22 protein-coding genes are annotated in these 24,000 nt (G+C 71.2%); 9 read left to right on the forward strand and 13 right to left on the reverse strand.

Annotation, left to right across the window (positions count from 1 at the left end; genetic code table 11):
* Window positions 1–68 precede the first annotated feature (68 nt).
* From AC1DVZ_RS02090 to AC1DVZ_RS02105, 4 genes are all read right to left on the reverse strand, one after another.
* Window positions 69–797, reverse strand: a complete 729-nt coding sequence (locus tag AC1DVZ_RS02090; RefSeq protein ID WP_477616530.1) for a hypothetical protein — start codon at window positions 795–797, stop codon at window positions 69–71.
* A complete protein-coding gene (locus AC1DVZ_RS02095) occupies window positions 794–3,370 on the reverse strand; it encodes a nucleotide-binding protein (RefSeq protein WP_477616531.1) in 2,577 nt (858 codons plus the stop codon). Before AC1DVZ_RS02095 ends, AC1DVZ_RS02090 begins: the two co-directional genes overlap by 4 nt.
* A gap of 74 nt (window positions 3,371–3,444) precedes the next feature.
* Window positions 3,445–3,636: a hypothetical protein gene (locus AC1DVZ_RS02100; protein ID WP_477616532.1), complete on the reverse strand. Its 192-nt coding sequence runs from the start codon at window positions 3,634–3,636 to the stop codon at window positions 3,445–3,447.
* Between the two features lie 39 nt (window positions 3,637–3,675).
* On the reverse strand, window positions 3,676–3,864 hold the full coding sequence (locus tag AC1DVZ_RS02105; RefSeq protein ID WP_477616533.1) for a hypothetical protein: 189 nt from the start codon (window positions 3,862–3,864) through the stop codon (window positions 3,676–3,678).
* On the opposite strand from AC1DVZ_RS02105, the gene AC1DVZ_RS02110 reads away from it, so the two are divergent.
* The 5 genes from AC1DVZ_RS02110 to AC1DVZ_RS02130 all read left to right on the forward strand — a co-directional run bounded on the left by AC1DVZ_RS02110 (window position 3,863) and on the right by AC1DVZ_RS02130 (window position 6,238).
* Complete coding sequence (locus tag AC1DVZ_RS02110) at window positions 3,863–4,090, forward strand: hypothetical protein (RefSeq protein ID WP_477616534.1); 228 nt, start codon at window positions 3,863–3,865, stop codon at window positions 4,088–4,090. The genes AC1DVZ_RS02105 and AC1DVZ_RS02110 overlap by 2 nt on opposite strands.
* Before the next feature lie 171 nt (window positions 4,091–4,261).
* Complete coding sequence (locus AC1DVZ_RS02115) at window positions 4,262–5,047, forward strand: AfsR/SARP family transcriptional regulator (RefSeq protein WP_477616535.1); 786 nt, start codon at window positions 4,262–4,264, stop codon at window positions 5,045–5,047.
* Window positions 5,048–5,094: 47 nt separating this feature from the next.
* A complete protein-coding gene (locus tag AC1DVZ_RS02120) occupies window positions 5,095–5,487 on the forward strand; it encodes a hypothetical protein (RefSeq protein ID WP_477616536.1) in 393 nt (130 codons plus the stop codon).
* A gap of 59 nt (window positions 5,488–5,546) precedes the next feature.
* On the forward strand, window positions 5,547–5,954 hold the full coding sequence (locus AC1DVZ_RS02125) for a hypothetical protein (RefSeq protein ID WP_477616537.1): 408 nt from the start codon (window positions 5,547–5,549) through the stop codon (window positions 5,952–5,954).
* Between the two features lie 74 nt (window positions 5,955–6,028).
* Window positions 6,029–6,238 (forward strand): dodecin, encoded by a 210-nt coding sequence (locus AC1DVZ_RS02130; protein ID WP_477616538.1) that lies wholly within the window; start codon window positions 6,029–6,031, stop codon window positions 6,236–6,238.
* A 110-nt stretch (window positions 6,239–6,348) separates the two neighbouring features.
* Here AC1DVZ_RS02130 and AC1DVZ_RS02135 read toward each other — a convergent pair whose 3' ends face one another.
* Window positions 6,349–6,819 (reverse strand): Lrp/AsnC family transcriptional regulator, encoded by a 471-nt coding sequence (locus AC1DVZ_RS02135; protein WP_477616539.1) that lies wholly within the window; start codon window positions 6,817–6,819, stop codon window positions 6,349–6,351.
* A 107-nt stretch (window positions 6,820–6,926) separates the two neighbouring features.
* Between AC1DVZ_RS02135 and hppD the strand changes: the two genes are divergently transcribed.
* Complete coding sequence (gene hppD, locus AC1DVZ_RS02140; RefSeq protein WP_477616540.1) at window positions 6,927–8,147, forward strand: 4-hydroxyphenylpyruvate dioxygenase; 1,221 nt, start codon at window positions 6,927–6,929, stop codon at window positions 8,145–8,147.
* Window positions 8,148–8,286: 139 nt separating this feature from the next.
* A complete protein-coding gene (locus AC1DVZ_RS02145) occupies window positions 8,287–9,258 on the forward strand; it encodes an RDD family protein (protein WP_477616541.1) in 972 nt (323 codons plus the stop codon).
* A gap of 7 nt (window positions 9,259–9,265) precedes the next feature.
* On the opposite strand, the gene fahA is transcribed toward AC1DVZ_RS02145, so the two are convergent.
* Both fahA and AC1DVZ_RS02155 read right to left on the reverse strand, forming a co-directional pair.
* The gene (gene fahA, locus AC1DVZ_RS02150) at window positions 9,266–10,516 is read right to left on the reverse strand and encodes a fumarylacetoacetase (protein WP_477616542.1); all 1,251 of its coding nucleotides are present in this window, start codon (window positions 10,514–10,516) and stop codon (window positions 9,266–9,268) included.
* Between the two features lies 1 nt (window position 10,517).
* Window positions 10,518–11,372 (reverse strand): hypothetical protein, encoded by an 855-nt coding sequence (locus AC1DVZ_RS02155; protein WP_477616543.1) that lies wholly within the window; start codon window positions 11,370–11,372, stop codon window positions 10,518–10,520.
* Between the two features lie 76 nt (window positions 11,373–11,448).
* Between AC1DVZ_RS02155 and AC1DVZ_RS02160 the strand changes: the two genes are divergently transcribed.
* Both AC1DVZ_RS02160 and AC1DVZ_RS02165 read left to right on the forward strand, forming a co-directional pair.
* The gene (locus tag AC1DVZ_RS02160; protein WP_477616544.1) at window positions 11,449–12,747 is read left to right on the forward strand and encodes a homogentisate 1,2-dioxygenase domain-containing protein; all 1,299 of its coding nucleotides are present in this window, start codon (window positions 11,449–11,451) and stop codon (window positions 12,745–12,747) included.
* A gap of 155 nt (window positions 12,748–12,902) precedes the next feature.
* Window positions 12,903–14,828: a bifunctional metallophosphatase/5'-nucleotidase gene (locus tag AC1DVZ_RS02165; RefSeq protein ID WP_477616545.1), complete on the forward strand. Its 1,926-nt coding sequence runs from the start codon at window positions 12,903–12,905 to the stop codon at window positions 14,826–14,828.
* Between the two features lie 12 nt (window positions 14,829–14,840).
* Here AC1DVZ_RS02165 and AC1DVZ_RS02170 read toward each other — a convergent pair whose 3' ends face one another.
* Genes AC1DVZ_RS02170 through AC1DVZ_RS02195 form a run of 6 tightly spaced genes read right to left on the reverse strand, consistent with a single transcriptional unit; the run spans window position 14,841 to window position 23,990 of the window.
* Window positions 14,841–15,929, reverse strand: coding sequence for a uroporphyrinogen-III synthase (locus AC1DVZ_RS02170; RefSeq protein ID WP_477616607.1), 1,089 nt, complete (start codon window positions 15,927–15,929; stop codon window positions 14,841–14,843).
* 20 nt (window positions 15,930–15,949) lie between these two features.
* Entirely contained in the window at window positions 15,950–17,161 is a 1,212-nt protein-coding gene (cobA, locus tag AC1DVZ_RS02175; RefSeq protein WP_477616546.1) for a uroporphyrinogen-III C-methyltransferase, read from the reverse strand.
* Window positions 17,158–17,574: a nitrite reductase small subunit NirD gene (nirD, locus tag AC1DVZ_RS02180; protein ID WP_477616547.1), complete on the reverse strand. Its 417-nt coding sequence runs from the start codon at window positions 17,572–17,574 to the stop codon at window positions 17,158–17,160. Before nirD ends, cobA begins: the two co-directional genes overlap by 4 nt.
* Window positions 17,571–20,150 (reverse strand): nitrite reductase large subunit NirB, encoded by a 2,580-nt coding sequence (nirB, locus tag AC1DVZ_RS02185; RefSeq protein ID WP_477616608.1) that lies wholly within the window; start codon window positions 20,148–20,150, stop codon window positions 17,571–17,573. Before nirB ends, nirD begins: the two co-directional genes overlap by 4 nt.
* 10 nt (window positions 20,151–20,160) lie before the next feature.
* Complete coding sequence (locus AC1DVZ_RS02190) at window positions 20,161–21,762, reverse strand: FAD-dependent oxidoreductase (RefSeq protein ID WP_477616548.1); 1,602 nt, start codon at window positions 21,760–21,762, stop codon at window positions 20,161–20,163.
* Entirely contained in the window at window positions 21,759–23,990 is a 2,232-nt protein-coding gene (locus AC1DVZ_RS02195; protein WP_477616549.1) for a molybdopterin oxidoreductase family protein, read from the reverse strand. Before AC1DVZ_RS02195 ends, AC1DVZ_RS02190 begins: the two co-directional genes overlap by 4 nt.
* Window positions 23,991–24,000: the final 10 nt, after the last annotated feature.

A 24,000-nucleotide genomic window follows, 5' to 3' on the forward strand; every position in this document is an offset into this window, starting at 1 on the left:
AGGACGGGGTGGAACCGGGCGTGCCCCCGGAGGTCACGGCGGCGGGGGCACGCCCGGCGGATCGTGGGTCACACGTCGCTGTCGCCGTAGCGGTCGTTGGTCGGATCGGTGTCCCGCGGTGACGGGTGCGTGTCGCGGTTGTCGGACGCGCGGCCGGGTCGGCGCTCCACGTCGTGGTCGCACCGAACCTTGGGTCGCACGCTCAGCTGCGCCGCGAGGACGGTGGCGACGTCGGACATCATCGACTCCGCCTCGCTCTGGATCTCGGCGACCGGCAGGTCGGACCTGGCCAGTGCCTTGAGCTGGTGGCGCAGGTCGTTCAGCTGCTGTCGCCCGTCGTTGCTGAGGACGAGGCGCCGGTCGCTGGCCAGCACCACCTGGAACGCGACGGCCACCGACTCGCAGCCGCTGCAGTTCTCGTTCATCGCCACCGCGAGGTTGCCGACTTCGAGGTCCTTGGGCGCGCCGTCCGCGATGACGACCTGGAACGACAGCGCGACGGCCCGGCAGCCGTCGCACGCCGTGTAGGCGACGGCCGCGTTCGTGGCGGTGACGGACTCGGCCCGGGTCTGGTGGAGGGCCAGCCCGGCCCTTCCCCGTGAACCCTCGGTGGTCAGCTCCACGATGCGCTGGTCGTCGAAGGTGGCAGTGGTGGCTTGGTGTGCCTTGGCGTCAGGGGCTTGGTCACGGCCTTGGTGGGCCTGGGCAGCAGTGGTCTGGCCAAGGACGAGCGCGAGCGCCACGACACCCCCGGCGGCGACGCGAATGGAACGCCGGCGCGTGCCGTGGAGCCTCACCGCCCACCACCGAGGGGGACGGCCCCGGCCCCGCGCGACTGCCCGAACGCGCCGGCCACCGTGGCCGCGAGCTCGAGGTAGGCGTCGCGGGTCGGCTGGCCGAGGTCGCTCAGGGAGGTGTGCGCTCCGGCCTGGAGCACCGGGTCCCACGGGATCCGGATGACGCCCCTGCACCGGGCTGAGAAGTGCTCCTCGATGCGTTCGATCTCGAGCTGCCCCTTGCCGTGGACGGCGTTCACGACCGCGACGGCGCCGCTGACCAGCTCTCCGTGGTGGTGTTCCTCGAGCCAGTCCAGCGTCATCGCGGCGACCCGGGCCCCGTCGAGGGCCGGCGGCATCACGACCACGAGCTGGTCCGCCTCGGCGAGGATGCCCTGGATGGCGCTGTCGAGGATGCCGGTGCCGGTGTCGACGATCACGAGGTTGTAGTGGCGGTCGAGGATCTCGATCGCGCGGCGGTAGTCCTCCTCGCCCAGGGCCTGGGTGATCCGGGGGTCGTCGTCGGAGGCCACGACCTCCAGCCGGGTGTCCGCCGCCTGCGACGTGAAGCCGCGCATGTCGGCATACCGGTGGATCCAGTCGCGCTCCGCGAGGAGCGTGGTGACGGTGTTGGTGGTCTCGCGCCGCATGCGGTGGGCGAGACTGCCGGCGTCCGGGTTCGCGTCGAGCGCCACGACCCGGTCGCCGCGGTGGCTCGCGAGGGTGTGACCGAGCATGAGGGCCGTCGTGGTCTTGCCCGCGCCCCCCTTGCGGGAGATGACGACGATCCGGCGGCAGCCGCGCACCGGCGTGCGCACCCGTCCCAGGATGTCGAGCTGACGGCGCTCCTCGGCACTCGGGCCGAGGTTCACGCCGCCGCGGGTCGCGGTGTACACCCCACGGCGCCAGCCGCGGGCGGGAGGGCGCGACGAGGGACGGAGCATCGCCTCCTCGGTGAAGTCGGCTGCCGAGCGGGACATGACCGTCTCCCGGGCGGACAGGCCGGTGGACTCGGCTGGTTCCGAGAGGTGCGGCTCGGAGGGCTGTGGCTCGGAGTGGCTGGGTGCCGGGCTCGCGGGCGCGCGCTCATCGGCTTCGGTTGGCTCGTTCGGCTGCAGCATCGGCAGGACTGGTGCAGGCTTCGATCCGGACATCGTGACCTCCAGTGGACGGGAGCCCGCGCGGCGCGGGCCGTGGACGGTGGGACGGCCGACGCGGGCCACGACCCGGGCGACCAGACGGCGGGCGATGCCGCCGACGAGCAGGGCGAGACCTGCGAGCGGGAGGGGGAGCAGCACGATCGACAGGCCGGCCAGGACCACTGCCGCCGGGTCGACGAGCGAGATCCCCTGGACGAGCTGTCGCCACTGCTGCTGCTCGGCCTCCCAGATGGACGCCACCATGGCGGGCGTCTTGAACAGCGCGTACACGAGCGCCCCGACCATGACGGGAACGGCGGTCAGCACCCAGGCCGTGATGACCACGCGGGCGGTGCGGCGCAGCTCGCGCACCCGCGGCCCGGCACTCTGTCCGGGAAGCATGGCGGCGAGGATCGGACCGACGCGGCCGAAGAGGTCGGGCACGCCGACGAGGTCGGCCACCACGAAGTAGCCGTCGAGGCGGGCGATCGGCATCAGCTGCTGGAGCAGCTCGAGGTGCACAAGGACGATGGCCAGGACCAGCGGCTCGTATCCCGTGACGGCGAGCAGCGCGGTGAGCAGACCGATGGTGAGGGCGTTGAAGTAGACGCCGCCGAGGTCGGTGCGCAGCCGCCCCGCCCGGCCCAGGCGGTACGACGACGTGACGTCGGTGAAGAAGGCGGGGTAGACGAGGTAGACCGCCACGCCGATGTCTCCCGGCTGGGCGCCTCCGCGGTGACACGCGGCGGCGTGGCCGAACTCGTGCACCAGCGTCGACACCAGCAGGAGCCCCAACAACCCGAGCAGGAGCACGGGTGTCGTCAGGGCGGCTGCCGTGGCAGCCGACAGGGTGGCGGTGCGCACCAGCCAGGCGTCGCCACCGATGACGGCCGCCAGCGCGGCGACGACCACGACGGGGTGGAACAACGGCGCCAGGCACCGTGCGACCACGCGGGTCAGCCGGGCGGGGACGAGAGTGCGCTTAAGCCGCAGCTTGAGAAGGAGGTCCGCTCGCGGTGGTGCGGGCGGTGCAGTCGTCGACCCCGAGACCATCGCGGTTGCGGGGTCGTGCGTCGGGTCGTCCGCCCGATCGTGCGTCGGGTCGTCCGCCCGATCGTGTGCCGGGTCGTGGGCCGGGTCGTGTGCCGCCACCCCCATCGGGCGCAGTCGCTCGTCGATCAGGAACTGCAGGCCCTCGAGCGAGAGCGTGCGGCCGTACTCCTCGCTCACGGTCGCGGCGACCCGCTCTGGTTCGGTTCTCGCATCGAGGTGGGCCGCGACCAGGTACAGCAGCTGTGAGACGTGCAGGACCTGCCCGTCCGGGCGCGCAATGAGGTAGTGGGGTTCGGTGAAGCCGGAGCCCTCGTACTCCCCGAGCAGCGTCACCCCGGCGGCCAGCTCCGCCGTACCGCCGGACCAGGCCTCCCGTGCCACCGTGCTGGCTCGTTCGGTCATCGTCGTCCTTCCTCGTCTCCTGCCCCGATGCGAGGCAGGTGGGGTGCAGCAGCGCGCCCCACCTGCCCTGCACTTCAGCCCTGCATCACCACGACGTACTGGTTCGCATGGGCAACGGCAGCGGATCCGATGGACGCCGCGTTGATCGCGATTGCGAGGTTGACGGCGGTGACATTGGCGAAGTTGAACAGTGCGAGCGTCTCCCGGTTCGGGAGCAGTTCGACTGTGGTTGCCTCGAGTTCACGCATCGACACGTTCTCGCGCATGGCTGACCTCCTCTCCATCGTTCAGGTCTCACGTGGTGCTCAGGACTGGCTGACGGCGACGATCTGGTTGGCCGACGCGTGCGCCAGCGACAGGAACGTTGCCGCGTTCTGCGAGATGGCCAGGTTGGTGGCCGAGACGTTGGCATAGTTGAACCAACCCAAGGTCTCGCGCGACGGCAGGAGTTCGATCTCCTCGGCGCGCAGTTCCTCGAAGGACAGTGCGGTCATGGTGTTCACCCCCTCTCATGACGTAGTGCCACTGACCATGAAAGAAGGCGCACGTCACCGCTTCGTTGGCGCGGCGCCACCGGTTTCTCTTGCGGATGTCAAGGGAACGCCGCCGGATCGTCATCGCCGCGTCACGGCGTCCCTCGGAGGCGTCTACGACATCGGTTGTATGCCGGGTGGCCAAGATCGCGCCAGTATTGATGCGTTCGCCGGACTTTGTCGTTGATCGCGTCGTGATGCGATCGCCCTCCGAGTCCGGCGGGCCTCCACCAATGGGGTGGGAGTGCAGGGGTGGCTCACAACGGCCGAACATGCCGAATCGAGCGCAATAAACAAGACTGGGTGGGGCGGCCTGGTTCGTGGTCGACCCTGCCCCCCGGCTCCTGGGTGGTGGCTCGTGGCTGGTGCAGTGGTGCAGCAGGACAGCTGGTTCCTGCGACTGTTCGGTGGCTTCGAGCTCCGCGGTCCCGACGGCCTCGTCGAGGTCACACCTGGTGTTCAGCGACTCCTTGCCTTCATTGCCCTGCAAGGAGGTTCGGTGGCGAGGGTGCGTGCCGCCAGCGAGCTGTGGCCCGCGGTGCCGGCCGTTCAAGCCGCGGCAAGCCTGAGGTCCACGGTGTGGCGAGCCCGGCGGCTCGGCCCGCTCCTGCGGCCCGGCGTGACCACCCTCCGCCTCGGGCCTGACGTCGACGTGGACACCAACCGGCTCGCCGCCGCGCGCCAGGGAGCCGGCGAGCTGCACGATGTGTCGTCMTGGGCGGGCACCTTCCACCTCGAGCTGCTTCCCGACTGGCCGGACGAGTGGGTGACCCTCGAGCGGGAGCGGCTGCGACACCTCGAGCTGCAGGTGCTGGACGACCAGGTGGCGGCGCTGGCCAGTCGTGGCATGGTCACCGACGCCCTCGACACGGCACTGCGAGCGATCCGGCTCGAACCGCTGCGGGAGTCGTCGCACCAAGCACTGATCAGGATCTTCCTCGAGTCGGGCAACAGGTCTGCGGCCCTGTCCCACTACCAGGCGTTCGTCTCCCTCCTGCGCAGCGAGCTCGGCCTGGCACCAGACCCTCGGACGACGGCGCTGGTGCAGTCCCTGCTGAGCACGCGCGCGCCGACGTCCCGGCACTGGCGCACCGGTCCGGGGGCCMGCGACCGGCGGCCGGGACGGCCACCACGCGGACGGTGACGGTGTTCGTCCTGCGCCGGGCAGGGATGAGGTGACATGCTGCCCCCATGGACGAGGCTGACACCATCTGGAACCGCGCGGCGCTCGAGGCCGGTGGCCCGACCCCGGGCGTCGGTGACCAGGCGCTCGCTGCTGCGTTGAGGTTGCACAGCTCCGCGATGTCGGGTGGCGTCCTGGATGCCGTCCAGAACATGACCGACGAGGAGCTGGACGCCGCCGAGGCCGGCTACCGGTGGCTCCACGTGCCGGCAGCATCGGAGGCCATCGCGGCGGTGCGTCGCGAGATCGCAGCGGGGGCACTCGACGACCACGACCGGGCGAGCGTCCTCGAGCTGTCGTCGGACGACCACTACGACGAGGCCATCGAGGACGACGCAGCCCTCGACAGCGCCTTTCGGGCCCGGCTGGGCACCGACCCCGACGCCTTCTCCTCGGTCTAGCCTGAGGTCCGCCGCCTGGACGTTGCGTGGTGGCGGCTGTTCACGACAGGCTGGCGGGCGTGGACCTCGTCAACCTCGTCTGGATGCTCACCGCGCTCGCGGCGGTGGTCGTGCTGCTCACCCGCTCGCGGCTCATCGCCACCGAGAAGCAGTCGGGGGTGACCGAGACCCCGCGTGTCCTGCTGAACACGCACACGTCGCTCGGGGTCGTTGCCCTCGGCGCGTGGATCGGCTGGCTGGTCGGCGCGCCGCGGCTGGTGGGCTGGGTGGCCATGGTTGCGTGGTGGGCGGTGGTCGTGATCGGCCTGCTGGTGCTGGCCCGATGGGTACCCACCCGTGGCCGTCATGCCACGGGGGCCACCGACGACGGCTGGGCGCACGGCCCGTGGCTGTCCGCGCTGGGGCACGTCGGCATGCTGCTGGGCATCGCCTTCTTCACCTGGTTCTTCGTCGGCGACCACCTCTGAGGGTGGTCCCGCGAGCCCTGCGCCGCTAGCGTGACGAGGACGGCGACGCTGGGCCGCCGAGGACGGAGCAGGCCATGGCCAACCACGTGTACTCCATCTCCGAGGTCGTCGGCACCTCACCCGACAGCGTCGAGTCCGCCGTCGCGAACGCCGTCACCCAGGCCGCCAAGACGGTGCGGAACCTCGACTGGTTCGAGGTGCAGAGCGTCCGCGGGCAGATCACCGACGGTGCCATCGCCCACTGGCAGGTGACCGTCAAGCTCGGCTTCCGCCTCGACGCCTGACCCCTCTCCCTCCCGCACTTCTCTCTCCCGCACTTCTGGCCACTGGTGCACGGAGCTGCCCCGGATTCCGGGCTCGCGTGCGCGATGGGTGGCCAGAAGTGCAGGCTGGGTCAGCTGCCGGATGCCGCCTGGACCAGCGGCAGGGTGCGCAGCGGGATGCGCGTGGCCAGCGAGATGGCGGTGTTGGCCCGGATGACGTGCTCGTCGTCGACCACGGCATCGATGACGCGCTGCAGGTCGGCGTTGTCGCGCGCGACGATGTGGATGTACAGGTCTCCCGAGCCGGTGATCGTGTGTGCCTCCAGCACCTCGGGGATGCGCGACAGGTGGTCGACCACGGGGGAGTGGCCCCGGCCCTGGCGGATCTCCAGCGTGCAGAACGCCGACACCGGGTAGCCCATCGCCGCCGGCTCGATCTGCGGCGCCCACGACCGGATGACACCCCGCTCGACCAGTCGGTCGATCCGGGCCTGCACCGTCCCCCGCGCGACCCCGAGCTCGCGCGAGGCCCCCAGCACACCGATCTGCGGCGCGGTGGTGAACAGGGCGATCAGCCGTCCGTCGAGCTCGTCCAGATCCATGGTCACATTGTCTATCGGGGAGGCCCTCCAAGCCAGCATTCTGCGCAGAGTGTGCACCGCAGCGGCATACAGTTGCACACTCGGTGGCCACGCGTCACGCTGCACAGATGACCACCCACGCGACGGACACCACCCTTGACCTGACCCCGCAGGAGCGCGAGGCCAACCTCGACATCGAACAGCTCAAGCAGCTGGTCGGCCTCGTCGAGTACGACGAGAGCAAGGACCCGTTCCCGGTCACCGGGTGGGACGCCATCGTGTTCGTCGTCGGCAACGCCAGCCAGACCGCGCACTACTACCAGTCGGCGTGGGGGATGGAGCTGGTCGCCTACAGCGGCCCCGAGAACGGTCAGCGCGACCACAAGTCGTTCGTCCTCAAGTCGGGCTCGATCCGGTTCGTCGTCAACGGCGCGGTCAGCCCCGACAGCCCGCTCATCGAGCACCACGCCAAGCACGGTGACGGTGTCGTCGACATCTCCCTCGAGGTCCCCGACGTCGACAAGTGCGTCGCCCAGGCCAAGGCCGCGGGCGCTCGCGTGGTCCGCGAGGCCGAGGACGTCACCGACGAGCACGGCACCGTGCGCATCGCGTCGATCGCGACCTACGGCGACACCGTGCACACCCTCGTGGACCGTTCCCGCTACACCGGTCCCTACCTGCCCGGCTACGTCGCGCGGCAGTCGACCTGGGTCAAGCGCGATGGTGCCCCCAAGCGCCTCTTCCAGGCCCTGGACCACATCGTCGGCAACGTCGAGCTCGGCAAGATGGACGAGTGGGTGACCTTCTACAACAAGGTCATGGGCTTCGTGAACATGGCCGAGTTCATCGGCGACGACATTGCCACCGACTACTCCGCCCTCATGTCCAAGGTCGTCGCCAACGGCAACCACCGGGTGAAGTTCCCCCTCAACGAGCCGGCGATCGCCAAGCGCAAGAGCCAGATCGACGAGTACCTCGAGTTCTACAACGGTCCCGGGGCCCAGCACCTCGCGCTGGCGACGAACGACATCCTGCGCACCGTCGACGAGCTGCGTGCCAACGGCGTGGAGTTCCTCGACACCCCGGACTCCTACTACGAGGACGACGAGCTGCGCTCCCGCATCGGTGAGGTGCGTGCCCCGATCGAGGAGCTGCAGAAGCGCAAGATCCTCGTCGACCGTGACGAGGACGGCTACCTCCTGCAGATCTTCACCAAGCCGCTCGGCGACCGCCCGACCGTCTTCTTCGAGATCATCGAGCGGCACGGTTCGCTCGGCTTCGGCAAGGGCAACTTCAAGGCCCTCTTCGAGGCCATCGAGCGCGAGCAGGACGCCCGCGGCAACCTCTGAGCCACAGGCGCAGGACACGCGCCGGTATGCCGGGTGGTCACCCACCCGGCATACCTCGCTGTGTGCTCGTGGCATGACGGGCGCACGCAGGGTGGGATGACTGTCGGGGAGCCCGCAGCCAGCGTGAGAGGCTGGGCACATGGACATGCCCACGAAAGCCGGCTGGTACGACGACCCCGAGAACGACCAGCAGCTGCGCTACTTCGACGGTGTCGTCTGGAGCAACCACACGACCCCCCGGTCGACTCGTCCGACGGCGGCGGCGTCCCAGGCCGGGCAGCAGCAGTACCCGGGCCAGGGACACCCGCCCCAGTACCCGGGYCAGGCACAGGGTCAGCCGCAGGACCAGTCCCAGGGTCAATCGCCGACGGCGCCGGGTGGGTATGCCGCGCCGCCGGCTCCCGGAACGGGGGCGCCGGGCCAGCAGTTCCCGGGCCAGCACTTCCCGGGCCAGCACTTCCCGGGCCAGCAGTTCCCGGGTCAGCAGAACCCGCAGTTCCCCGGTGCACCGCAGCAGGGCGGCTGGAACGCCCCCGCCTACCCGGGGATGCAGGCCGTGGCGACCACGCCCGACGGCCAGCCGCTCGCGGGCTACTGGCAGCGGGTCGGCGCCTACCTCATCGACGGCATCATCCAGTTCCTCATCCTCATGCTCCTGGGCGGCTGGCTGGCGTTCAAGGCCATCGAGCCCGTGTGGGACGAGATCACCAACGCCGTCGACTCGGGGAACGCCTCGACGCTGGAGACCATCACCGCCAACAACGTGAACTACGGCTACCTGCTGGCCTTCGGGGCGGTCGCCGCCGCGATCGGGTTCGGCTACGCCGTCTTCTTCCTGACTCGCACGGGGGCGACTCCCGGCAAGTCCGCACTCGGGATCAGCGTGCGGCTGCGCGAGCGCCCGGGACCGCTGACGGTGGCCGTCGCCGCCAAGCGGACCTCGGTGCAGGCCATCCTCGGCCTGCTCGGCAACATCCCCCTGCTCGGCAACGTCTTCTCGCTGGCCGCCCTGGTGGACCTCCTGTGGCCCGCGTGGGACGACAAGAAGCAGGCGCTGCACGACAAGCTCGCCAAGACCAACGTGGTCGTCGGCAAGCAGCCCCGCAGCTAGCGTTCGTTCAGCGGGCGGGGACGATCCGCCCCACGACCTCTCCGAGTCCGAGGCGTGAACCGTCGGTCCCCGGAGCGGTGGCTCGCAGCACGACGGTGTCGCCGTCCTCGAGGAAGGTGCGTTCGCTGCCGTCCTCCAGCCGGACCGGTTCGGTTCCGTTCCACGAGAGCTCGAGGAAGCTGCCGCGAGTGTCCTTCGCCTCCCCGGAGATGGTGCCCGAGCCGAACAGGTCACCGCTGCGGATCGAGGCGCCATTGACGGACAGGTGGGCCAGCATCTGGGCGGGCGACCAGTACATGTCGCGGAACTCGGGACGGGCGACGACGGTGCCGTTCCACTCCACCTCGAGGTGCAGGTCCAGCCCGAACACGGAGTCCGCTCCGCCGCGCAGGTAGGGCAGCGGCTCGGGGTCCTGGCCGGGCAGCGGCACGCGTGCCGCCTGCAGGGCAGCCATCGGCGTGACCCAGGCGCCGATCGACGTCCCGAAGGACTTGCCGAGGAAGGGGCCCAGCGGGACGTACTCCCAGGCCTGGATGTCGCGGGCGCTCCAGTCGTTGAGCAGGACGACACCGAACAGGTGGTCCTCGGCGGCCCGGCCGACGTCGACCGGGTCGCCCAGGGTGGTGCTGCCGCCCACGACGAAGCCCAGCTCGGCCTCGATGTCGAGCTTGCGGCTCGGCCCGAAGGTCGGCGATGCGTCGGTCGGGGCCTTGCGCTGGCCCTGCGGCCGCACGACGTCGGTCCCGGAGACGATGACGGTGCCGGAGCGACCGTGGTAGCCGATGGGCAGGTGCTTCCAGTTCGGGGTGAGCGGTTCGGAGTCGGGGCGGAAGATGCGCCCCACGTTGGTCGCGTGGTGCTCGCTGGCGTAGAAGTCGACGTAGTCGGCGACCTCGATCGGCAGGTGCAGGGCGACGTCGTCGAGCGGCACCAGGTGTGGCCTGACGCCCTCCTCGTGCACGTCCTCGGAGAGGATCTCGATGAGCCACGCGCGCGCGACTGCCCAGGCCTCGTGCCCCAGCTCGAGGAACGCGTTGAGGCTGGGCTGCTCCCACGCCGCCGTGAGGTCCGGACCGTCGCCCACGCCGTGGGCGTCGCGGCCGATCCGCGCCACCTCGCTGGCGTCGAGCACCCAGTCGCCGATCCGCACGCCGACCCGTGGTGCGGTGTCCGCCGTCGAGAAGACGCCGAAGGGGAGGTGGGCGAGCCCGAACGGGTGGTCGGCGGGAAGGTCGAGCCAGGTGCTGGGGGAGGACAAGTCAGGCTCCTTGGACGAGGCCGAGCGTGGTGAGCTCGCCGATCGGGTCGGTCACCTCACAGCATCCGTATGCCGTGAAGAAGGCCCGCACGATCGCCGCGTCAGCGGCGCTCATGCGGGTGATCTGGGGGACGAGGACGGCCGGATCACGCTCCGCCAGAAGGGGAACGAGCTCATCGACGTCCTCGCCGTTGAGGGCCCACCGCACCGCGGCGAGGACGTTGAGCAGGCCGTGCTGCTCCTGGCCGTCGTGGGTGCCACGGACGACGTGGTGCAGGCCGCCGGTCAGCTTGAAGCCGAGGTCGTGGTCGATGGCGTTGCGCACGAAGGTCGCGAGCTCGGTCTCGTCCGGCCACGCCCAGGTCTCGGTCGCACCGGTGCGGAACTTCGCCTGCCGCGCAACGGAATCCGAGGCATCCGCAGCGATGTCGGCGATCGCGGCGAGCTGGTCGGGTCCCCGCGGCACCTCGAGGCTGACGGGCAGGTCGCCGAAGTCGGTGACCCGCCAGCCGGGGGCCCAGCCGAGCTCGACCCCGGCCACCTCGACGTGCTCGGTCGAGCGGAGCCGCCGCACGGCGGCGGCCACCTCGGCGCCGGGGGTGCCCGGCCGGCCGATGACCGCCATGGTCAGGCGTGTGCCGTCGAGCAGAGGGCCGAGGTCGCCGGCGGCGGAGGCGGGGACGAGGAGCGGACCCACGCACGCGGCATACCCACTGGTGCGGTGGAGGCGGTGCAGGCGCACCGCCTCGGGGAGGGGTGCGTTGCCCGGGGGGAAGACAGCGGCGTCGTCGACGAGTGAGGCGAATAGCGAGGGCTCGGCCGGGCGGTCGGCGGCGGCATCCGACAGCGATGGCATGACGGGCAGGCTACTAGGGTGGGACGGGGCCGAGGACCCGGCCCGGACCGACGCGAGACCACACCGAGGTGGACCTGTGGCGCACTACCAGGCGATGGGCAGCATCCCGCCCAAGAGGCACACCCAGCACCGCCGGCCGGCAGGCCGCGGCACGAAGGGCGAGCTCTACTACGAGGAGCTCATGGGGGAGGAAGGCTTCTCCTCGGACTCCTCGCTGCTCTACCACCGCAACATCCCCTCGACCATCGCAGGCGCCCGCGAGTGGTCCATCGGTGACCTGTCGACGACGCCGAACCACCCGCTCGTGCCGCGGCACCTCAGGCTGCACGACCTCTTCGAGGCCAAGGACGTGAAGAACACCGACGTCGTGACCGGGCGACGCCTCGTCCTCGGCAACGGTGACGTCCGCATCTCGTATGCCGTGGCGGGGGCTCCCAGCCCCTGGTACCGCAACGGGATCGGCGACGAGTGCGTCTACGTCGAGCGCGGCAAGGCTCGGGTCGAGACGGTGTTCGGGGCGTTCGACGTCGCCGAGGGCGACTACCTCGTGATCCCCCGGGCCACCACGCACCGGTGGATCCCGAAGCGCTCCAGCAAGGAGCCCCTGCGGGTCTACTGCATCGAGGCCAACTCGCACATCACGCCGCCGAAACGCTACCTGAGCAAGTACGGCCAGCTGCTCGAGCACGCCCCCTACTGCGAGCGCGACCTGCGCGGGCCGGCCGGTCCGCTCCTGGCGGAGGACGTGGGCAGCAAGGCGGACGACGAGACCGAGGTCTTCATCAAGCACCGCGGGAACGGTCCGTCGAGCAGTGGCGGTCTCGTGGGCACCGTCCACACGCTCCCGTTCCACCCACTCGACGTGGTCGGCTGGGACGGCTGCCTGTACCCCTACGCGTTCAACGTCCGCGACTTCGAGCCGATCACCGGGCGGGTGCACCAGCCGCCGCCGGTGCACCAGGTCTTCGAGGGCTGGAACTTCGTCATCTGCAACTTCGTGCCGCGCAAGGTCGACTACCACCCGCTGTCGATCCCCGTGCCCTACTACCACTCCAACGTCGACAGCGACGAGATCATGTTCTACGTCGACGGCGACTACGAGGCCCGCAAGGGGTCGGGTATCGGCAAGGGCTCCGTCTCGGTGCACCCCGGCGGGCATGCGCACGGGCCGCAGCCCGGTGCCTCCGAGGCCTCGATCGGCGTGGAGTACTTCGACGAGCTGGCGGTCATGGTCGACACCTTCCGCCCGCTCGAGCTCGGCGAGGGCGGCAGGACGGTCGACGACGGCAAGTACGCCTGGTCGTGGAGCCGCGGTGGCGCTGCCTCCCGTGGAGCCACGCGAGGTGCCGACGGATCGGACTACAGCATCGGGTGACGGCGGGTTCTGTGCACAATGCCGTTTTTGTGCACATCGTGGTCGGGTATCCGCCACACGGGTTAGGGTGGAAGACCCCGCCACGTCGACGCAGCCGTGGCCTGCGCCCCCGGGCACTCCGTCGAGTCCCCGGCCACCTGTCGTTGGAGGCAATCGTGACGTCGCCCCGCACCGCCGTTCAGGACCTCGCCCTGCAGGAGCGCAGCCGTCGCGAGATGATCGCGCTGGCCGTGGTCGGCGGAGCCGGGGCAGCCTTCTTCGGGGGCGCGACGCGTGCGGACGCAGCGCCCGACGCGGGGCCTGACCCGAGGCCAGTGGCGGCCGGCACGCCGGGTCGGTTCCGGCTCACCGTGCTGGGGACCACCGACACCCACGGCAACGTCTTCAACTGGGACTACTTCAAGGACGTCGAGTACGACGACCCGGCCCACAACGACATCGGCCTGGCCAAGATCTCGACCCTCGTGACGGCGATGCGCGCCGAGCGGGGCGAGGCCAACACCCTCCTGCTGGACGCCGGTGACACGATCCAGGGCACGCCCCTGTCCTACTACTACGCCAAGGTCGACCCGATCACCGGCGGCTCGGTCCACCCGATGGCCAAGGCCATGAACGCCATCGGCTACGACGCGGCGGCGCTCGGCAACCACGAGTACAACTACGGCCTGGACACCCTGCGCACCTTCGAGTCGCAGTGCGACTTCCCCCTGCTCAGCGCCAACTCGGTCGACTGGGCCACCGGCGCCCCGATCTTCAAGCCCTACCTCATCCGCACCTTCAAGGCTCGTGGCGGCAAGGACGTGAAGGTCGGCATCCTCGGCCTGGTGACGCCGGGCGTCGCCATCTGGGACAAGGCGAACGTCGAGGGTCAGGTCCGCTTCCCCGGCATCGTCGAGCAGGCCAAGGTCATGGTCCCCAGGCTCAAGGCGGCAGGCTGCGACCTGGTCATCGTGTCCTGCCACTCGGGGGCCAAGCCCGGGTCGTCCTACGGTGACGCCCTGCCGTTCCCGGAGAACGCGTCGCGCCAGCTGGCCGAAGAGGTGGCCGGGGTGGACGCCGTGCTCGTCGGTCACGCCCACGTCGAGATCATCGAGGACCTCGTGGCCAGCAAGGTCACGCCGGGAAAGAAGGTCCTGCTGACCGAGCCGCTGAAGTGGGGCATGCGGCTGTCCGTGATGGACTTCGACCTCGAGCTGGTCAAGGGGCGCTGGCAGCTGGCCGCCGCCCACTCGCACGTGCTCAACGCCAACTCGGTCCCTGAGGACCCGGCGGTGGCCGACCTGGTCCGTGACGACCACGCGATCGTGCGCACCTACGTCAACTCGGTCATCGGCAGGTGCACCGTCGCCATGTCGGCGGCGACGGCACGGTTCGAGGACACGGCCGCGATCGACTTCATCAACCGCGTGCAGGCCGAAGCCGTGAAGGCCGCCCTCGTGGGCACCCCCGACGAAGTGCTGCCGGTGCTGTCGATCGCCGCGCCGTTCAACCGCGAAGCCGCCATCCCCGCCGGCAACGTCACGGTCCGCGACATCGCCGGCCTCTACATCTACGACAACACGCTCCTGGGGATCCGCTTCACCGGCGCGCAGGTCAAGGCCTACCTCGAGTACTCGGCCGCCTTCTTCGAGACCGTCAGCGGCACCGGACCGTACGCGCCGGACGACGTGACGGGTGCCCTGAGCCCCACGACGGGCTCCGCCATCCCGGACTACAACTACGACATCATGGGCGGCCTGGACTTCTCGCTGGCCTACGACATCGACATCGCCCAGCCCGTGGGGCAGCGGATCGCCAACCTCACCTACCACGGCGAGGCGATCGATCCTGCGGCGCAGTTCGTCATCGCGATCAACAACTACCGCCAGTCCGGTGGTGGCGGCTTCCCCGGAGTGACCACTGCGCCGGTGCTGTACAACGCGCAGGTCGAGATCCGGCAGCTCCTGATCGACTGGACCGTCGACAAGGGAGCCAACAACGAGCCCATCGACCCGACCACGTTCACGACCTACGACTGGAAGCTGGTCGCCAATGGTGAGCCAGTGGTCGTCGAGGGTGCAGCAGAAGGCGGTCGGCACTAGCGCCGGCGGGCGTCAGATCGCGAGTCGGTAACCGCGCTTGACGACCGTCTGGATGAGCCCCTTGTGTCCGACCGCCTCGCGAAGCCGGGCCACGGCCACTTCGGCGGTGTGGGGATCGGTCGAGTCGCCGGGCAGCACCGCCAGGACCTGCGCGCGCGTGACGACCTCGCCCCCGGCAGAGGTCAGCACGCGCAGCACCTCCAGCCCGCTGGGGGACACGGGCAGCACGTGGTCGTCGAGCAGGGCGACGGTGCGACGGACCTGAAGGCGCCCGGCGCTCGTCAGGACGGCGGAGGTCTGGGCTTGTTCGTAGTGGCTCACGAGGGTGCGCACCAGGGCGCCGAGACGGCCCCGATCGGGCACGATCGGCTCTATTCCCCTGTCCTGCAATGGTTTGGCCGTGATCGGGCCAACCGCAGCCATCACCATCGTGCCGCTGCGGATCCTCGCCAGGACGTGCTCGCCGAGTCCCTGCGCGTCGACCTCGGCCAACCAGGCGGCTGCTCCGGGCGCCGAGGTGAAGACGGCGGCGTCGATCTCTCCCTCTGCGGCCGCGATGACGGACAGCTTCAGCGCCACCGGATCGGGTGGCGGCCCCCAGCGGTACACGACCAGGCTGCGCACCAACGCCCCCGCCGCGGTGAGCTCCGTGTCGAGGCCGTCCGCGCCCGCACCATGGTGCTGCACCGCGATCCGTTGCTGGGCCACGCCTTCCGCGAGCAGCAGCTCGAGGATCTCGGCGCTCGTCTCGGACTCCGCCACCCAGTCGGCCTGCAGCCCGGCAGCCTGGATCGCGCCGTGCGCCTTGGGGCCCCGCGCGATGAGGCGTGCCTTCGAGAGCACCCCGAAGAGCTGCTCGGCCAGGCCGGCCGCGTCGGCCGCTTCCACCCACCCACGGAACCCGATACCGGTGGTGATCACGACGGTCTCAGGGGGCTCGGCGAGCAGCTCCCTGGTGTGGGCGATCAGCTCGTCGTCGTGCTCGTGCGGCACGATGCTGATCGCCGGAGCGTGCCGGACGGTGGCGCCGCGGCGGGTCAGGGCGGAGGCGAGCTCGCCGGATCGCCGGTCCGCCGTGATGAGCACGACGCAGCCGGCCATCACCTGGCCCAGGCGAGCGCTCACTCGCCGCCCTCGAGGAACCCCGCTGCGGCAACGGCGCCGACGACGATCACTGCCGGAGCCCTCACCGCGCGCTCGGCGGCGACTTCGACGATGGTCGAGATGGTCCCCCGGCTCACCCGCTGGGTGGGCAGGCTGGCGTTCTCGATGATGGCGACGGGCACCGCGCCGGAGGCCCCGGCGTCCAGCAGCCGGGACACGTGGTCGGCCAGCAGGGAGATGCCCATCAGCACCACCAKGGTCGCCTCACGGCGGACGACGGCGGAGACCGCGGTGTCGTCGAGCCGGCCGTGACCATGGGCCACGTGCAGGGCACCCACCGTGCCTCGGTGGGTGACGGGAATGCCTGCCACGGCAGGGGCGGACAACGCCGAGCTGACGCCCGGCACGACCTCGACCGGTATGCCGTGGGCAGCCAGTGCCAGCTGCTCCTCGCCACCGCGTCCGAAGAGGAAGGGATCGCCACCCTTGAGGCGCACGACCAGCCGACCACGCTCCGCCTGCTCCACCAGGATGGCGTTGATCTCCTCCTGGGTGACGGCATGCAGGCCCGGGGTCTTCCCGACGTCGATGACCTCGACGTCGGACGGCAGGTCGGCGAGCACGCTGGTCGGGCCGAGCCTGTCGGTGACGACGACATCCGCCTCGGACAGGATGCGCCGCGCGCGCAGGGTCATCAGGTCCGCAGCGCCTGGCCCGCCACCGACGAGCACCACCCGCCCCTGGCCGGCTCGCGCACGGCGGCGTCGCAGGTCGACCTCGCCGTCGCGCAGGCTCGCCGCGAGCTGGTCGCGGACGGCGCGAGCGCGGGCGGGGTCCGGCGTGCCGTGGGACACGACCGCGACGCCCAGCCCGGCCAGGTCGGTCGTCGCCGGGGTTCGGGCAGTGCCGTGCTCGGCTGCACTGGCACAGATGCTCCACACCCGACGGGCGGTCGCCCACGCGCAGACCAGGGTGTTCGTGCGGGGGTCGTCAGTGGTTGCGTGGACGAGCCAGACGCCCTCGACGTCGGACTCCTCGACCTCCCTGTCGTGCCAGACCAGCTGCCCCTGGGCGACCAGGTCGACGAGGTCCTCGCACAGGTGGGGGGACACCACGGTGACCGATGCGCCGTCCGCGACCAGCCGGGCAGCCCGGCGTGCGGCAACGGGGCCGCCCCCGACGACCAGGACGGGGCGATCCGCGACCTCGAGGCCGACGAGGGTCGTCATCCGGCACCGCGCTGGACGGGCAGCTCAGGCTGACCGGGCAGGACCGGAAGTCCGATGCTGATCACGTCGTCGGCCACCTGCACCGGGTACACGAGCAGCTGACGAGCGTCCTTGCCCACGGAGTCGAGGCACTCGCCGGTGCGCAGGTCGAAGACCTGCTTGTACATCGGTGACGCGACGGTGGGCGCCCCACCCCGGGTGCCGACGATGCCACGCGACATGACGTGGGCGCCGCTGTAGGGGTCGAGCTGCTGCACGGCATACACGGCGTCGTCGTAGGCACGGAACAACGCGATCTGGACGCCGTCCACCAGCGCACAAGCACCGCGCTCGCGGGGCAGGTCCTCGAGGGCGCAGACCGGGTGCCAGCTCGCCTCGGAAGCCCGTGGCGAGAGGCTCATCTCGGCGGTCATCGGCGTACCTCCAAGGTCGTTCCGGCGATGAGCACTGCGCCATCGGTGCGTTCGGACGGCGTGGCCGGTCGGGCCTGACCGCGTTCGTTCACGTAGGCGAGGGAGTCGTCGGCCTGGTCGGGTGCGTTGACGAACGACCCGAACCGGCGCAGCTTCTCGGGGTCGTCCAACGCGGCGGCCCACTCGTCCTCGTAGCCGTCGACGTGGCCCGCCATCGCCTCGTCGAGGTCTGCGCCGATGCCGAGGCTGTCCTCGAGGACGACCGCCCGGATGGCGTCGAGCCCGCCTTCGTGGTCCTCGACCCACATCGCGGTGCGCTGCAACCGGTCCGCGGTGCGGATGTAGTACATGAGGAAGCGGTCGATGGTGCGGACGAGGGTCTCGGTGTCGAGGTCCTCGGCCAGCAGCTGGGCGTGCTTCGGCGTGAACCCGCCGTTGCCGCCCACGTAGAGGTTCCAGCCGTTGTCGGTCGCGATGACACCGACGTCCTTGCCGCGTGCCTCGGCGCACTCCCGCGCGCAGCCGGACACTCCCAGCTTGAGCTTGTGCGGGGACCGCAGCCCGCGGTAGCGCAGCTCCAGCGCGATGGCGAGGCCGACCGAGTCCTGCACGCCGTAGCGGCACCACGTCGACCCGACGCACGACTTCACCGTGCGCAGGGACTTGCCGTACGCGTGACCTGACTCGAAACCCGCGTCGACGAGCCGCTTCCAGATCTTCGGGAGCTGCTCGATGCGAGCGCCGAACAGGTCGATGCGCTGGCCGCCGGTGATCTTGGTGTAGAGCCCGAAGTCCTTGGCGACCTCACCGATGACGATCAGCCCCTCGGGGGTGATCTCGCCCCCGGGGATGCGCGGGACGACCGAGTAGGAACCGTCCTTCTGGAGGTTGGCCATGACGTGGTCGTTGGTGTCCTGCAACGACGCCCGCTCGCCCTCGAGGATGTGCCCGGTGCCCAGTGAGGCGAGGATGGAGCCGATCACGGGCTTGCAGATGTCGCAGCCGCGACCGGTGCCGTGGCGGCCGATGATCTCGCTGAAGGTCGTCAGGCCCTGGACGCGGACCACGTCGAACAGCTGCGCCCGCGAGAGCGCGAAGTGCTCGCACAGCGCGTTGCTCACCTCCACGCCGGACTTCTCCAGCTCGGTGGTGACGAGGCGCTTGACGAGCGGGAGGCAGGAGCCGCAGCTGGTCCCAGCCCGCGTGCACGCCTTCACCCCGGCGAGGTCGGTGCAGCCGGCGTCGGTGACCGAGCACCGGATCTCGCCGGCGGAGACGTTGTTGCAGGAACACACCGTCGCGTCGTCGGGCAGGTCGCCCGCCGGTGCCGGCGCGGCCCCCTCGGGGAGGAGGTATGCCGCCGGGTCGCCACCCAGGGGGCGCCCCACCATCGGGCGCAGGGCGGCGTACGCACTGGCGTCCCCGACGAGGATGCCGCCGCGCAGGGTGCGGGCGTCGTCGGACATCACGAGCTTCTTGTAGACGCCGGCGACAGGGTCGGAGATGACGACCTCGAGGCCGCCGGGCTCGGCCGCGAAGGCGTCGCCGAAGGACGCGACGTCGACCCCGAGCAGTTTGAGCTTGGTGGAGAGGTCGGCGCCGGGGAAGGTGCCCTCACCACCGAGCAGCCGGTCGGCGACGATCTCGGCCATGGTGTAGCCGGGGGCGACGAGGCCGAGGGTGCGGCCACCGATGCAGGCGACCTCGCCGACGGCCCAGACGGCAGGGTCGGCCGTCGCGCAGGAGTCGTCGACGACGACGCCCCCACGCTCTCCGACCTCGAGGCCGGCGTCCCGGGCGAGCTCGTCGCGCGGTCGGACACCGACGGCGAAGATGACCACGTCGACGTCGAGCGGAGCGCCCTCGGCGAACTCCATCCTGGCGACGCGCCCGAGGCGTCCCACGATCTTGGACGTGGCGGTGCTGGTGCGGACGGTGACGCCCAGGGCTTCGATGAGGCGGCGAAGGGCCTCGCCGCCGCCGTCGTCGACCTGGAGCGGCATGAGGCGAGGGGCGAACTCGACGACCGTGGTGCCGACCTCGAGCGCGGTCAGGGCTCCGGCTGCCTCGAGTCCCAGGAGCCCGCCGCCGACGACTGCTCCGCGCAGGGGACGGCCGAGCTCGTCGCGCAGCTTCTCGACGTAGGCCCGCAGGTCGGCCACGTCGTCGATGGTGCGGTAGACGAAGGCGCCGCGGAGGTCCTTGCCGGGGACCGGGGGCACGGCGGCATACGAACCCGTCGCCAGGACGAGCGAGTCGTAGGGGAGCGTGCGGCCGTCCGACGTGGCCACGGTGCGGGCCTCGCGGTCGACCGCCGTGGCGGCGACGCCGCGGCGCAGGGTCACCAGCGGGTCGTCCCAGAGCTCCTGGCCACCGAGGGCGAGGTCGTCGGGGTCGCGTCCGGTGAAGTACGACGTGAGGGCGACCCGGTCGTACGGGGCCCGCGGCTCCTCGCAAAGCAGCGTCACCGCCCACGCACCGGCGGCGTCGCGCGAACGCAGGGCGTCCACGAGGCGTCGGGCGACCATGCCGCCGCCGACCACCACGAGCTGGCGCGGAGACGGGTTCTGGACCATGGCGGCCACGTTAGGAGACTGCCGTTTCAGGGCTGTGGATCACGTGTTTCCCCTTCGTTACGTGGTTCTCACCCGGACGGACGTCGGAGGGTGAGGAGTGGGCGGGGGCGGTGTCGGCCGCTGCGGTGGGGCCGGCGCTCGACGAGAGCCAGTCCACGAGGGCGCACACGTCGTCGGTGCAGCCCCCGCAGCCCGTGGTGGCGCGGGTGGCGCCGGCGACCTGGTCCACGCTGGTGGCCCCCTCGTGCACGCACGCGGAGATGTCGGCCTTGGTGACGCCGTTGCAGCGGCAGATCGTTGTGTCGTCGGGGAGGGCGGCGGGTGAGGTGGGTGCGCTGGCCGGGTGCGGCATGAGGGCCGGCAGCAGCAGGTATGCCGGGTCGGCAGGAACAGGGGTGCGTCGCGTGTACGTCGTGACGAGGTCTGCCGCGACCGCGCCCGCACCGACACAGGTGGCGCCGACGAGCCTTCCGCCGGACACGACCACCTCGATGTGGCGGCCGACGTCGGGGTCGCTGAGGCGCAGCGTGCGCTGCGCCGGGTCATCGGCGCGCTGCGACCCGCACACCCCCATGGTCACGACGTCGAGGCCGTGGGCCTTGAGCCGCACGACGTCGCTCCCGACCGCCGACGGTTGCCGCGACGTGGAGCTCGGCCGAGGGGCTGAGGCGTCCGGTGTGGTCGCGTCTCCGCACAGGTGCGCGGCGAGCCGTCGCGACTGGTCCCATCCCTGGGCGACCAGACCGGTGCCGCCCTCGGGAGGCTGGGCGCAGTCGCCGAGGGCGAAGACCCGGGCGTCGTCGGGGGAGCGAAGGGTGTCGTCGACGACGACGCCCCGGTCAACCGTGAGGCCCGCTGCCCTGGCCAGAGCGGTGCTGGCGATGGTGCCCGTCGCGAGCACGAGGAGGTCGGCGGGGACGACCTCACCGTCGTCGAGGCGAAGGCCGTGCAGCCGACCGCCCTCGACCAGGGCTTCGGTCGCGCCCACACCCACGCGGTGGTCGATGCCGAGACCCGACATCGCGAGCTCGACGACCCGCCCGGCCTCCTCGTCGAGCTGGCGCTCCATGAGGGTGCTCGCGGGGTGGACGACTGTGACGGCGACCCCACGTCTGGCGAGCCCGCACGCGGCTTCCATACCGAGGACTCCCGCCCCGAGGACGACGGCGCGGTGGGCGTTCAGCGTGGCCGCKACGATCTCACGGGCGTCGTCGATGGTGCGCAGGGCATGAACGCCGCTGGTGAGGTGGTTGCCGGTCCACAGACCGGGGAGTGGGGGGACTCTCGCCGCGGAGCCCGTGGCGAGGACGAGGCGGTCGTAGCGCAGGCGCGAACCGTCGGTGGTGACCACGAGCCGGTCCTCACGGTCCACGTGGGTCACGCTCTCGCCACGCATCACCTGCAGCCGGGGGCTGGAGGGAGTCGGCAGGGTGAGGGCGGCGAGGTCGTGCTTGCCCGCCACGACCTCGCTGAGCAGCACCCTGTTGTAGGGCTCGCACCCCTCGGCCCCGACGACCGTCACCTCGAACCGGCCGGCGACGTCGGCGCCGAGCAGGTCCTCGACGAACCGCGAGCCGACCATGCCGTTCCCGACGACGACGAGGCGGGTCATGCCCGGGCCTCGGCATTCACGTGGTGGGTGCCCTGGCCCGTGAGCTGGACCCTCGCGGGCGTGACGTCGACGGCGCACACCTTGAACTCGGGCATCCCCGAGACGGGGTCGGTCGCGTCGCTGGTGAGGCGGTTCACGCTGCTGGTGCCTGCCCAGTGGAACGGCATGAACACCGTGTCGGGCCGGATGGAGTCGGTGATGCGTGCCGGGACGGCGACCGATCCCCGGCTCGTCGTGAGGCGCACCCGTTCGCCCTCGACGACGCCAAGGCGCGCTGCGAGCAGCGGGTGCACCTCGGCGAAGACGCCGGGGACCGCGGCCGCCAGCGCCGGAACGCGTCGGGTCTGGGCCCCGGACTGGTAGTGCTGCAGCACGCGGCCGGTGATCAGGTAGAGCGGTGCGTCCGGGCGCAGGTCGTCCGCGGGTCCGACGTGGTCGACGGCGACCATGCGGGCGCGCCCGTCCGCGGTGGGGAAGGACTCGTCGAACAACCGGGGGGTGCCGGGATGCGGGGCCTCGCCGGGAGCAGCCTCGGGACATGGCCAGTAGAGGGCCTCTCCGGTGTCGAGACGGCCGTGGCTCAGGCCGCTGTAGTCGGCACGTCCGCCCTTGCTGGCCCGGGCGAGCTCGTCGAAGACCAGGCTCGGCTCGATGTCCCACGTGCCCGCCGAGCCGAGTCGGGAGGCGAGCTGGGCCCAGACCCACAGCTCGCTGCGCACGCCTGATGGGGCGTCCACCACCTTGCGACGTCGGATCACGCGGCCCTCGAGCGAGGTCATCGTGCCCTCCTCCTCTGCCCACTGCGTCACCGGCAGGACGACGTCGGCGAGCATCGCCGTCTCGGACGGCACGAAGTCGCAGACCACGAGGAGGTCGAGCGAACGGAGCCGGTCGGCCACCGGCTGGGCGTTGGGGGCACTGACCAGCAGGTTGGAACCGTGCACGAGCAGGGCGCGGGGACCACCCGGCGTGCCCAGTGAGGCAAGGAGCTCGACGGCGGGCTTGCCCTTGCCGGGCAGCGACGCCGCGGGGACGCCCCAGACGCCGGCCACGTGGGCGCGCGCGTCGGGGTCGTCGATCATGCGGTAGCCGGGAAGCTGGTCGGACTTCTGGCCGTGCTCGCGGCCTCCCTGGCCGTTGCCCTGTCCGGTCACCGCGCCGTACCCGCTGCCCACGCGGCCGGGCAGGCCGAGCAGCAGGGCGAGGTTGATCGCCGCAGACACCGTTGCCGTTCCCTGTCGGGACTGCTCCACACCGCGTCCGGTGAGGACGAACGCTCCACGGCCGCCCCGGGCGGGACTCGCGGCGGCCAGCAGCCGGGCAGCGTCTCGCAGGAGCCCGGCCGGGACACCGGACACCTGCTCGGCTCGCTCCGGCCACCACGCGGCAGCGCGACGACGCACGTCCTCGAGGCCGGTGGTGCGGGCCTCCAGGTAGTCGGCGTCGGTGAGGTGCTCCGACAGCAGGATGTGGGCGATCGCGAGGAGAACGACGAGGTCGGTGCCGGGCACCGGCTGCAGGTGCAGTCCCTGGCCGTCCTTGGTGAGGTCCGCCGTGGCGCTGCGCCGGGGGTCGACGACCACGAGCCCGCCGCGCCCGCGCACGTCTGCGAGGTGGGCGACAGAGGGCGGCATCGTCTCGGCGAGGTTGCTGCCGAGGAGCAGGACCGCGTCGGCAACGGCCAGGTCGGTCAGCGGGAAGGGCAGGCCGCGGTCGATGCCGAGGGACCGGTTGGCCGCGGCAGCGGCGCTGCTCATGCAGAACCGGCCGTTGTAGTCGATGTTCGCGGTGCCGAGCGCGACGCGGGCGAACTTCCCCAGCTGGTAAGCCTTCTCGTTCGTCAGGCCACCACCGCCGAACACGGCCACCGCGTCGGCGCCGTCCTCGCTCCGGATGCGGCGCAGTCGGTCCGCCACGAGGTCCAGGGCCTCGTCCCAGCCGGCCGCCGCCAGCTCGCCGTCGACCCCGCGCACGAGAGGGGTGGTCAGGCGGTCAGGTGTCGTCAGCACCTCGCCGCTCGTCCAGCCCTTCTGGCACAGGCCTCCCCGGTTGGTGGGGAAGGCCCGGCCCTCGACGGTGACGCCCTTGGCACCGTCGAGTCCGGGGGTGGGCGTGAGGGTCTGGGCGCACTGCAGGGCGCAGTACGGACAGTGGGTGGCGACACCCGGGCTCCCAGCGCTGGTGGCGCTGGGAGCCGGGCTGCCGGTGGCGTGGGGCGTGGGGGTCAAAGGGTTTCCC

The organism is Pedococcus sp. P2_E5, from assembly GCF_056403895.1.

Excerpts from the sequence above, each read along its gene's own strand:
- AC1DVZ_RS02095 (WP_477616531.1), bottom strand. The coding sequence starts at position 3,370 with ATGACCGAACGAGCCAGCACGGTGGCACGGGAGGCCTGGTCCGGCGGT.
- AC1DVZ_RS02100 (WP_477616532.1), bottom strand. The coding sequence starts at position 3,636 with ATGCGCGAGAACGTGTCGATGCGTGAACTCGAGGCAACCACAGTCGAA.
- AC1DVZ_RS02110 (WP_477616534.1), top strand. The coding sequence starts at position 3,863 with ATGGTGTTCACCCCCTCTCATGACGTAGTGCCACTGACCATGAAAGAA.
- AC1DVZ_RS02105 (WP_477616533.1), bottom strand. The coding sequence starts at position 3,864 with ATGACCGCACTGTCCTTCGAGGAACTGCGCGCCGAGGAGATCGAACTC.
- AC1DVZ_RS02120 (WP_477616536.1), top strand. The coding sequence starts at position 5,095 with ATGGACGAGGCTGACACCATCTGGAACCGCGCGGCGCTCGAGGCCGGT.
- AC1DVZ_RS02130 (WP_477616538.1), top strand. The coding sequence starts at position 6,029 with ATGGCCAACCACGTGTACTCCATCTCCGAGGTCGTCGGCACCTCACCC.
- AC1DVZ_RS02135 (WP_477616539.1), bottom strand. The coding sequence starts at position 6,819 with ATGGATCTGGACGAGCTCGACGGACGGCTGATCGCCCTGTTCACCACC.
- hppD (WP_477616540.1), top strand. The coding sequence starts at position 6,927 with ATGACCACCCACGCGACGGACACCACCCTTGACCTGACCCCGCAGGAG.
- AC1DVZ_RS02155 (WP_477616543.1), bottom strand. The coding sequence starts at position 11,372 with ATGCCATCGCTGTCGGATGCCGCCGCCGACCGCCCGGCCGAGCCCTCG.
- AC1DVZ_RS02170 (WP_477616607.1), bottom strand. The coding sequence starts at position 15,929 with ATGGCCGGCTGCGTCGTGCTCATCACGGCGGACCGGCGATCCGGCGAG.
- nirD (WP_477616547.1), bottom strand. The coding sequence starts at position 17,574 with ATGACCGCCGAGATGAGCCTCTCGCCACGGGCTTCCGAGGCGAGCTGG.
- nirB (WP_477616608.1), bottom strand. The coding sequence starts at position 20,150 with ATGGTCCAGAACCCGTCTCCGCGCCAGCTCGTGGTGGTCGGCGGCGGC.